The sequence below is a fragment of the Streptomyces milbemycinicus genome (assembly GCF_002154605.1).
GTDB lineage: Bacteria > Actinomycetota > Actinomycetes > Streptomycetales > Streptomycetaceae > Streptomyces > Streptomyces milbemycinicus.
In genome coordinates, this window is sequence record NZ_MUNE01001118.1 from 1 (window position 1) to 3,983 (window position 3,983).

At 69.3% G+C, this 3,983-nt stretch carries 4 protein-coding genes and 1 pseudogene; 2 read left to right on the plus strand and 3 right to left on the minus strand.

Annotation, left to right across the window (positions count from 1 at the left end):
• Positions 1 to 75: 75 nt before the first annotated feature.
• Positions 76 to 375 carry a hypothetical protein gene (locus CCN51_RS51440; protein ID WP_014177430.1) on the minus strand — a complete coding sequence of 100 codons (300 nt, stop codon included), beginning with the start codon at positions 373 to 375 and terminating at the stop codon, positions 76 to 78.
• 173 nt (positions 376 to 548) lie between these two features.
• A complete protein-coding gene (locus CCN51_RS51445) occupies positions 549 to 1,850 on the minus strand; it encodes an ABC transporter substrate-binding protein (protein ID WP_014177429.1) in 1,302 nt (433 codons plus the stop codon).
• Positions 1,851 to 2,021: 171 nt separating this feature from the next.
• On the opposite strand from CCN51_RS51445, the gene CCN51_RS51450 reads away from it, so the two are divergent.
• Together CCN51_RS51450 and purU are read left to right on the plus strand one after the other, a co-directional pair.
• Positions 2,022 to 2,468: an SCO4402 family protein gene (locus CCN51_RS51450; protein ID WP_014177428.1), complete on the plus strand. Its 447-nt coding sequence runs from the start codon at positions 2,022 to 2,024 to the stop codon at positions 2,466 to 2,468.
• A 33-nt stretch (positions 2,469 to 2,501) separates the two neighbouring features.
• A complete protein-coding gene (gene purU / locus CCN51_RS51455; protein WP_014177427.1) occupies positions 2,502 to 3,374 on the plus strand; it encodes a formyltetrahydrofolate deformylase in 873 nt (290 codons plus the stop codon).
• A 31-nt stretch (positions 3,375 to 3,405) separates the two neighbouring features.
• Here purU and CCN51_RS51460 read toward each other — a convergent pair.
• Positions 3,406 to 3,983: pseudogene (locus CCN51_RS51460) on the minus strand (immediate early protein); the annotation flags it as partial.

Here is a 3,983-nt window from a genome sequence, read left to right on the forward strand (position 1 = left end):
CCACAGAGCGCGGGCAATCGGTCGCCGCAAAGAATTGGCAGCCGATTGCCCGCGCTCTGTGGACTGTGCCGGGTGCTAGGCCCGGCCGATCCTCACACAGGATTGCGGGACCCAGCCGTAGAAGTCCCCCCAAGCCACTTTCACCCACCGGTTGCCCGAGGGGCCGCCGCTCCAGCAGGTGTAGGAGCCACCAGCTTTGGTGTAGCAGCCGTTGCTCGTGAAACACGGCCACGAGTCGGCGGCGGGAATGCTCCCGATCTTGGCTGAGCTGGTGGTGGCTTCGTCCCGCACGTTGACGGCGTGGCCGTTGTAGGTGAAGACGGCCGCGTAGTCCTGGGTTCCGGCCTCTGCCGTACCCGGGAGTGCGAGAGCCATCAAGGACCCCAATAACGCGGACGCCAGACCCGTTGATCGAACTTTCCGAAAGCGCATGAGTGTCTCCTCGAAAGGTGGCGATCAGGTGACACTGTGTCAAGGGCGATTTTCGTGTGCAAGGGCGCCTTCGGATGGCTGAAGGTGTCGCAATAGCTCAGCTTCAGGAGACAATCTCAGTCCGTCTTGGCGTACCGCCGGAGCGTCGTCGAGACGTCCACGAAACCCTTGCGGACCGCGACCAGCCGCCCGCCCCGCACCGCCTGGTAGGTCACATCCGCGTTCACCATGCGCGGATAGCCGTGGATGGACAGCGCGTCCTTGAAGCCCCAGCGGAGTTCCGGCGTGAGGCCGCCGGTGCCGACCGCGTGGCCGTTGTCCAGCACGCGCCGGATGGAGCGGGCGCTGATGTCGTCGGCCTTCAGGGAGTTCAGGACCGACCGCAGCACGGTGTAGGCGATCCAGGTGGTCTGGGTGCCGGGGTCCTCCGCGTCGATACGGGCGTCCTCGAAGGCGTAGTCCTTGATGACCTTCTTCATGGGCGCCCAGCGCGGATCGTCTGCGGCCGGGTACCAGCCGGTGGCGTACGCGCCCTCCAGCGGGCTCTCGCGGCCGCCGGTGCTGTCCACGAGGGACTGGCGGACGCTGCCGAGCACGGAGGCGATCCGTACCTTCGGGTGGTCCTCCTGGAGCCGCCGGAAGGAGTCGAAGAAGGTGCCGGTGCGCTCTCCCAGCGCCGCGGTCACACAGGAGTCGGGCAGCTCGGCGCCCTGCGCGGCGCCGCCCAGGGCGGTCTCGGCGCCCACTCCGTTCAGGGCGGTGCGGGCCTGCCGCATATAGTCGCCGGCGTCCTCGGGGGCCCGTACGTCGGTGGCGGCGCGGCGCTTGCCCGCCGCCAGGCCCGCGTCGAGGAGTTCGGGCAGCTCGTCGCCCGCGATGGTGTCGGGGCGGACGAGGGAGACGCGGCGGCATACGGAGGCCAGCTGCCGTCCGTTGCCGGCCAGGAGGGCGGCCTGGCCGCCGTTGACCGGGTAGGAGTACGGGCTGTCGAACTCCTCCTGCGTCAGCCCGTATCCGCCGATATAGGGGATGCCCGAGCCCTCCAGGGCGGAGATGAAGTAGCGGCCGAACTGGCTGTACGAGCCGACGACCGCGACGACGTTCTCATCCGCGGCGCGCCGGGCGCAGCGGGCCGCCTCCGAGGGGTCGTTGCGCTCGTTGCAGGTGAGCACCTTCAGCTTGCGGCCGTGGATGCCGCCGTTGTCGTTGACCCAGCGGGCGTACGCCTTCGCCATCGCGGGCATCTCGGGCATATTGGTCGCCTTGGTGTTCTCCGGCGCCCAGGTCATGACGGTGATGGGGTCATCGGATCCCGCCCCGGACAGGGCGCCGCAGCCGGTCAGCGTCCCCGCCCCGACCGCGGCGCAGAGCGCGGCCGTCAGCCATGGGCGTGGGGAGAAAAGTCGCCATCCGGTCATGGCATGTGAGCGTGGCGTTCCGCTCGTAACGGGGCGGCTATCGCAAATGGCGAGAAAGTGACGAGAGGGTGAATTACGGGGGTCGATGCATGTGTGCCGGCGAAGAACGTACGATCGATTACCGTGCAAGGTTCGGAGAAGTCTTCCCGTCGCGGCCGTCGCTCGACCACCATGGGCGGCATGCCTGTCAATGACATGCCGTGGTGGCGCTGGCGCAGCAATGTGCGCTCGGCGCTGCATATGCTCTCTGATCCCGTCTTCCAGCAGGAGTGCTGGCTGGCGGGCCTGGACGGATACGGGGACGTCACCGACGCCGTGTACCGGCTGGTGGAGGACACCTGGCTGGACAACTGGTCGGCCGAGAAGTACGTCGGCACGATCTTCCGCGACTCGCAGGAGGCGGCGCTCGTCGACGTCGCCGTCCTCAGAGTGCTGCGGATCATGCACCAGGTCGGCGCGGACGCCCTGCCCTCGGCCTACCTGGAGCACCACGGGTGGCCGGAGGCCGTCCGGGCGGCGCGCGAGGCGCATGTGCGGCTCGCGGCCAACGACGGTGAGGACCCCGACCTGCCCCCGCACACCCTCGAAGTGCTGGCGATCATGACCAACGCGGTCTAGGGATCTCCGCAGGGTGTGCGACGCTATGGAGTCATGAGCCAGTCGCATTCCGCCGCCGCCGACCAGTACATCCTCACCCTGTCCTGCCCGGACAAGCAGGGCATTGTGCACGCCGTGTCGAGTTACCTCTTCATGACCGGCTGCAACATCGAGGACAGTCAGCAGTTCGGCGACCGCGACACCGGGCTCTTCTTCATGCGGGTGCACTTCCGGGCGGTCTCACCGGTGCGGGTGGAGGACCTGCGGGCGAGCTTCGCGGCGGTCGGCGAGTCCTTCCAGATGGACTGGCAGATCCACCCGGCCGCCGAGAAGATGCGCGTCGTGCTGCTGGTCAGCAAGTTCGGCCACTGCCTGAACGACCTGCTCTTCCGCTCGCGGATCGGGGCGCTGCCCGTGGAGATCGCGGCGGTGGTCTCCAACCACACCGACTTCGCGGAGCTGGTCGGCTCGTACGGGGTCCCCTTCCGGCATATCCCGGTGACGAAGGAGAACAAGGCTCAGGCGGAGGCGGAGCTGCTGGAGCTGGTGGAGGCCGAGAAGGTGGAGCTGGTCGTCCTGGCCCGCTATATGCAGGTGCTCTCGGACGACCTGTGCAAGCGGCTGGCGGGGCGCATCATCAACATCCACCACTCCTTCCTGCCGAGCTTCAAGGGCGCCAAGCCGTACCACCAGGCGCACGCCCGCGGGGTGAAGCTGATCGGCGCGACGGCCCACTATGTGACGGCGGACCTGGACGAGGGCCCGATCATCGAGCAGGAGGTCGAGCGGGTGGGCCATGAGCTCAACCCGGACCAGCTGGTGGCGGCGGGGCGCGATGTGGAGTGCCAGGCGCTGGCGCGGGCGGTGAAGTGGCACAGCGAGCGGCGGGTGCTGCTCAACGGGCACCGGACCGTGGTGTTCGCCTGAGCCTGTACCCGGGTACCCGGGTATCCGGGGTTCACAGGCGCGACAGGGACGCCGTCGCGAAGAGGACGTCGCGGATCGCCTCCGGGTCGCCGAGCTGTCCGGCGGCCGCCTCCTGGGGCGGCACATGCCCGGCCGCCAGCTGGTAGAAGGCCTCGCGGTCGAGCGCGATATGGGCCACCGCGTCCTCCGGGGAGGGCTTTGCGGCGGGGGAGTCCAGCGGGATGTACCAGTCGCCGCTGCCCTCGACCTCCAGATGGAGCGTACGGCCCGGCGCGCCCGCCTCGACCAGCCGCCGGGGCGGCCCCGCGAGCCCGGCCCGGCGGCGCTCCGCGAGGGCGTCGGGCAGCAGCCGGGCGCACAGGTCGACCATGGGCCGCAGATGGGCCGAGGCGGGCGGCTCGTACGGGTAGTCGATCGCCTCGGCGATGTCCCCGGCGTGCACCCAGCACTCGAAGGCGCGGTCGAGGAACGAGTCGCGTATGGGCAGCGAGAAGTCCCCGTACGGCACGGAGAGATCGCGTACGCCGCAGCCGGCGAAGGACACGGTCCGCACCAGCGCATGCCCCTGTTCCCGCCACGGTTCGCGCACCGCCCCCGGCTCCCCGGCGG

What these genes read in the sequence shown, in the direction of transcription:
- CCN51_RS51440 (WP_014177430.1), bottom strand. Translation starts at nt 375, where the DNA reads ATGGCTCTCGCACTCCCGGGTACGGCAGAGGCCGGAACCCAGGACTAC.
- CCN51_RS51445 (WP_014177429.1), bottom strand. Translation starts at nt 1,850, where the DNA reads ATGACCGGATGGCGACTTTTCTCCCCACGCCCATGGCTGACGGCCGCG.
- CCN51_RS51450 (WP_014177428.1), top strand. Translation starts at nt 2,022, where the DNA reads ATGGGCGGCATGCCTGTCAATGACATGCCGTGGTGGCGCTGGCGCAGC.
- purU (WP_014177427.1), top strand. Translation starts at nt 2,502, where the DNA reads ATGAGCCAGTCGCATTCCGCCGCCGCCGACCAGTACATCCTCACCCTG.